The sequence below is a fragment of the Deferrisoma sp. genome (genome assembly GCF_054681715.1).
Genome location: NZ_BAAHFQ010000213.1, coordinates 1 through 4344 on the forward strand (window position 1 = coordinate 1; position 4344 = coordinate 4344).

A 4344-nucleotide genomic window follows, 5' to 3' on the forward strand; every position below is an offset into this window, starting at 1 on the left:
CCAGTCGAACCGGAACCGGGCGGGCACCCGTTCAGCCCAGTCCCCCAGCACGCTGTGGAACATGCGGTCCACTTCCTGGGTGAGCGCACGGATGGGCTCGAACACCTCTTCCCTCGGAATCAGGCTCGTCCCACGCATGGCTACACCTCCTCACGCTGGGATTTGGACTGTGGCCGGCGTGCCCCGCCGGCGCGATGGTTTGAATAACCACGCCCGCACAGGTGTCAAGGGGGTCACCGCCGGCTGAGGAGCCACAGCACCAGGGACAACACCACCGAAAGGAGGATCGAGGTCCCGAGGGGGAAGTAGAACCGAAACCCCGGCCGCTCCACCACGATGTCGCCGGGGAGCCGCCCGATCCACGGGACCTTCCCCACGAGGAGAAGAAGAACGCCGAGGCACGCGAGAAGAAGCCCCATCAGGATCAGCATCTTCGCCAGATCGGTCATGGCTCACCTCCCGAGCGCTTCGGGCGGTACCGCTCCTGCTCGCTGTAGATGCACCCGCAGTACGACTGCCGGTACAGTCCCATGGCCTTCGAGGCCTCCACCCCCTCCTTCCACCCCTCCCGCCAGTCCCGGTACACGAACCGCACCCCGGTTTCGCTGGCGACCGCACCGGCCACCTCGGCGATGAGATCGTGCTTTTGGAACTTGCTGTAGAGCAGCGTGGTCGTGAACCCGTCGAACCGCCCCCGCTTCGCCAGATGGGCCGTCTGCCGGAGCCGCAGGTGGTAGCAGATCCGGCAGCGCTCGGCTTCCCGGAACGCCACCTGCCGGAGCCAGGACACCACGTCGTACTCCCCAGGGGGAAGGAGCCGGAGCCCCTCGGCCTCGGCCAGGGTCTCCAATGCTTCCTTCCGCCGGACCCATTCGGTGTAGGGCTGGATGTTGGGGTTCGCGTACACGCCCATGACCTCGGTGCCCTCGGCGCGCAACCGCCGCAGGGGCACGATGGTGCACGGGCCGCAGCAGGTGTGAAGCAGGAGTCTCATCGGTTTGCGCTCCTTCGGATCACCGGTAGGATGGGGCCCGGCCGCCGGACGGTCAAGGGCCCGTCTCCGGAGCCGGACCCCGAGCGGTCCCCGGCATTCTGGCCTTCCAGATCCCTAGCTTTCCAGCGACAGGAGGGACAATCCCATGCCCCACCGCGCCCGTTTGATCCATGTGCCCCGGCGCGGCCGAGATCTGTGTCACATGGCGTTTCGCCAGACGCTCGACCTCTTGCGGGTCACCGACGAGGCCCTGGCCGAGCTCTGCCAAGACTGCCCCTCGGTGCCCGATCCCGACGCCCTGGTGCTGCGGGCCCTGAACGAGATGACCCTCGGCGAACCCGGTCAAGGCACCCGGGCTCCGTCCCACGTGTTCCTGGTGCACGCCCGGGGCGAGGAGTTCGAGGGGGTGCTCTACCGCTCGACCCCCGAGGGATTCCGGCCGGCCCGGGACCCGATCCGGTTTCGGGCCGACGAGTCCCACGCGTTCTCGGTGGGATCCGGGGACGTCACCGTGTCGAACTGGAAGGAGGACGGCGGCGACCTCGAGGCATATCAGAGTCGGTTCCACCCGGAGGTCCGCGAGGCCATCGGGGAACCGATCCGCAACTTCGTGAGCTACCGGGTGGCCGGGGACCGGCCCGGCGCGATCATCGCCTTCAACTACCCCGACCGGGCCACCCGGTACGAGGCCCAGGTCCTCGCCGCCCTCGCCGTGACCCTGGGGGCGGTGTGGACCCTGGCCTCCCGGGTGGCCCAGGTGGAGGAAGCCTTCGTGTACCTGATCGGGGCCCTGGCCCGGGCGAGCGAGGTGAACGACGAGGTCACCGGCGACCACATCGTGCGGGTGAGCCGGTACTGCGAGGTGCTGGCCCGGGCCGCCGGATACACCGACGCCGAGGCCCGGGTGCTCGCCTACTCCTCCCAGCTCCACGACGTCGGAAAGATCCACACTCCCCGGGAACTCCTCCGGAAACCCGGCCCGCTCACCGAGGCCGAGACCGCCCTGATGCGCGAGCACACCCTCCACGGGGAGAAGATCATCGGGACCTCGCCCCGGCTCGCCACGGCGCGGCGCATCGCCGGCGCCCACCACGAGAACTGGGACGGCTCGGGATACCCCCGGGGGCTTCGGGGGGAGGAGATCCCCCGGGAGGCGCGGCTCGTGAAGATCGTGGACGTGTACGACGCCCTGCGGTCGGCCCGGCCCTACAAGCCGGCCCTCTCCCACGAGGAGGCCATGGAGGTGTTCGAACGCGGCGACGGCCGCACCCGGCCCGAGGCCCACTTCGACCCCGAGCTGCTGCGGGTGTTTCACAGCGTCCACGAGGAGTTCCGGCGGATCCACGCCGAGATCCAACCCTGGTGAGTTTGGGAACGGGTTATCAACACCAACGGAAGTATTGCCAGATCCCCGTCGTTGCTACGGAAACCCGCGGGTGGGGGAGTGGTGGAGAGCCGGGTGCGGCCCCTTACCTCGCCGCGCCATCACCACGCCTGGATCGCTTTGTAAGATCCGGAACGTCCGCCACCGCCGCTCCGGCCTGTCGAGCCGACAACGGCATGGAAAGGCGCGGCGAAAAGGGTGCCGAACTCACGCACGGCCGGAAGCAGGCCCCATGCCCCCGCGATCTCCTTGCGCGCCTCTCTTGGCGCCGGGTTTCTCTAAACCGGCCCGGGCATCAACCGTTCCGCGGCCTCCCGGAGCGATGCCGGCCCGGCCCGAAGGACCCTCCGGGTGACCCGGTTCACCTCGTGCTCCTCGCGCCACCAGGCCTCGTCCCGTAGGGGCCGGTAGGGGCACTCGAACCGGCAGAACCGCACCAGGTGCACGTACTCGTGGGTCAAAACGGCCACCAGCAGATCCCCGAGGCGGGCCCCGGGCTCCCGCCGGAGCCGCTCCAGAAGGTTGTGGTCCTGCAGGCAGATCCGGTAGTGGGGGCAGAGCGCGGGGCACGGCCCGGCCGGCACGGGCCGGAGGCGGTGGACCCGTCGGATCTGGGCCAGCACCCCGGGGCCGAGGAGCTCGAACGGCCGGAGGTCCCGGGCCGTGCACACCTCGTGGCTCGTGCGCTCGAACCAGTCGTCGGGAAGCCCGAAGTGCTGCCCCGTGAGATCCTGGGCCAACCCCACGGCCCGCCGGACCTCCTGGAGTTCCTCGGGCCCGAACCGACGCGCGCCCATCCTCATCCCTCCCGGCCCAGCGCCCGGCCCACCGCGGCGAGCAACTCCGCCCGCTCCACCGGCTTCACCAGAAGAGCCGCCGCCCCCTCGCGCAGGGCTTGGTCCTGGCGGTCCATGCAGGTCACCACCACCACCGGGGTCTCCCGGGTGGCCGGGTCCGCTTTGAGCCGCCGCAGGAGCTCCCACCCGTCCACCCGGGGCATCAGGAGATCGAGCGTGATGACGTCTGGGCGCTTCTCTCGGGCGAGCTCCATCCCCTCGGCCCCATCGTCCGCGGCGATGACCTCGTAGTCGCCGGTTTCCAAGAACCGTCTGAGAAGTTCCTGGGCCGCCGGGTCGTCCTCCACCACCAGCACGAGAGGCCGGTCGCGCGCCTCGGCCTCCCGGCCCGGCTCGGCATCGGGGATCCAGAACCAAAACAGGCTCCCCCTCCCCAGCTCGCTCTCCAGCCCCATGCGGCCGCCCAGGAGCTCCACAAGCATCCGGCTGAGCGGCAGCCCGAGCCCCGTGCCCCGGTGCCCCCGGCCGTGGGAGGCGTCGGCCTGGTAGAACTTGGTGAAAATCCGGTCCCGGTCCTCGGGGGCCACGCCCGCGCCGGTGTCCTCCACCTCGACCCGGACCCCGCCGCCCTCGTGCCGAGCCCGGCAGACGATGGACCCTTGCTCGGTGAACTTTACGGCGTTGGCGAGCAGGTTGATGGCCACCTGCTTCACCTTCTCCTCGTCGGACCGCACCGGCCCGAGGCCGGGCTCCACCTCGACCCGGAGATCCAGGCCCTTCCGGTACGCCAGCGGTGCCACCGTGTCCGCGGCCTCCCGCAGCACCCGCTCCAGATCAAAGGGCCGGATCTCCACCTCCATCCGGCCGGCCTCGATCCGGGTCATGTCGAGAACATTGTTGATCAGCTTCAGCAGGTACCGGGCCCCGGACCGGATCTTCTCCAGGTCGGCCCGCTGGGCCTCGGTGACCGGACCGTCGATCCCGTCCAAAAGAAGCTCGGCGTAGCCGATCACCGAGTTCAGGGGGCTTCGGAGCTCGTGGCTCATGTTGGCGAAGAACTGGCTCTTGATCCGGGCCGCCTCGGCCACCTCCCGGTACTGCTCCTGGAGTTTCCGGTGGGCGTCGGCCAACTCCTCGGTTTTCCGACGGATCTCCTCGAGATGGAGCTC

General features: G+C 69.7%; 5 protein-coding genes. 1 reads left to right on the forward strand and 4 read right to left on the reverse strand.

The genetic code is table 11. The features are described 5' to 3' along the window. Nucleotides 1-233 precede the first annotated feature (233 nt). Both ACY0I8_RS16660 and ACY0I8_RS16665 read right to left on the reverse strand, forming a co-directional pair. Nucleotides 234-449, reverse strand: coding sequence for a DUF2905 domain-containing protein (locus tag ACY0I8_RS16660; RefSeq protein WP_459940668.1), 216 nt, complete (start codon nucleotides 447-449; stop codon nucleotides 234-236). Beyond that, nucleotides 446-994, reverse strand: a complete 549-nt coding sequence (locus tag ACY0I8_RS16665; RefSeq protein WP_459940669.1) for an epoxyqueuosine reductase QueH — start codon at nucleotides 992-994, stop codon at nucleotides 446-448. Before ACY0I8_RS16665 ends, ACY0I8_RS16660 begins: the two co-directional genes overlap by 4 nt. 145 nt (nucleotides 995-1139) lie before the next feature. Between ACY0I8_RS16665 and ACY0I8_RS16670 the strand changes: the two genes are divergently transcribed. Then, nucleotides 1140-2360: an HD-GYP domain-containing protein gene (locus ACY0I8_RS16670; protein WP_461395645.1), complete on the forward strand. Its 1221-nt coding sequence runs from the start codon at nucleotides 1140-1142 to the stop codon at nucleotides 2358-2360. A gap of 296 nt (nucleotides 2361-2656) precedes the next feature. On the opposite strand, the gene ACY0I8_RS16675 is transcribed toward ACY0I8_RS16670, so the two are convergent. After that, entirely contained in the window at nucleotides 2657-3175 is a 519-nt protein-coding gene (locus ACY0I8_RS16675; RefSeq protein WP_461395646.1) for a hypothetical protein, read from the reverse strand. Nucleotides 3176-3177: 2 nt separating this feature from the next. Next, a partial coding sequence (locus ACY0I8_RS16680) for a hybrid sensor histidine kinase/response regulator (protein WP_461395647.1) occupies nucleotides 3178-4344 on the reverse strand: 1167 nt, incomplete at its 5' end.

Excerpts from the sequence above, each read along its gene's own strand:
- ACY0I8_RS16660 (WP_459940668.1), bottom strand. The coding sequence starts at position 449 with ATGACCGATCTGGCGAAGATGCTGATCCTGATGGGGCTTCTTCTCGCG.
- ACY0I8_RS16665 (WP_459940669.1), bottom strand. The coding sequence starts at position 994 with ATGAGACTCCTGCTTCACACCTGCTGCGGCCCGTGCACCATCGTGCCC.
- ACY0I8_RS16670 (WP_461395645.1), top strand. The coding sequence starts at position 1,140 with ATGCCCCACCGCGCCCGTTTGATCCATGTGCCCCGGCGCGGCCGAGAT.
- ACY0I8_RS16675 (WP_461395646.1), bottom strand. The coding sequence starts at position 3,175 with ATGGGCGCGCGTCGGTTCGGGCCCGAGGAACTCCAGGAGGTCCGGCGG.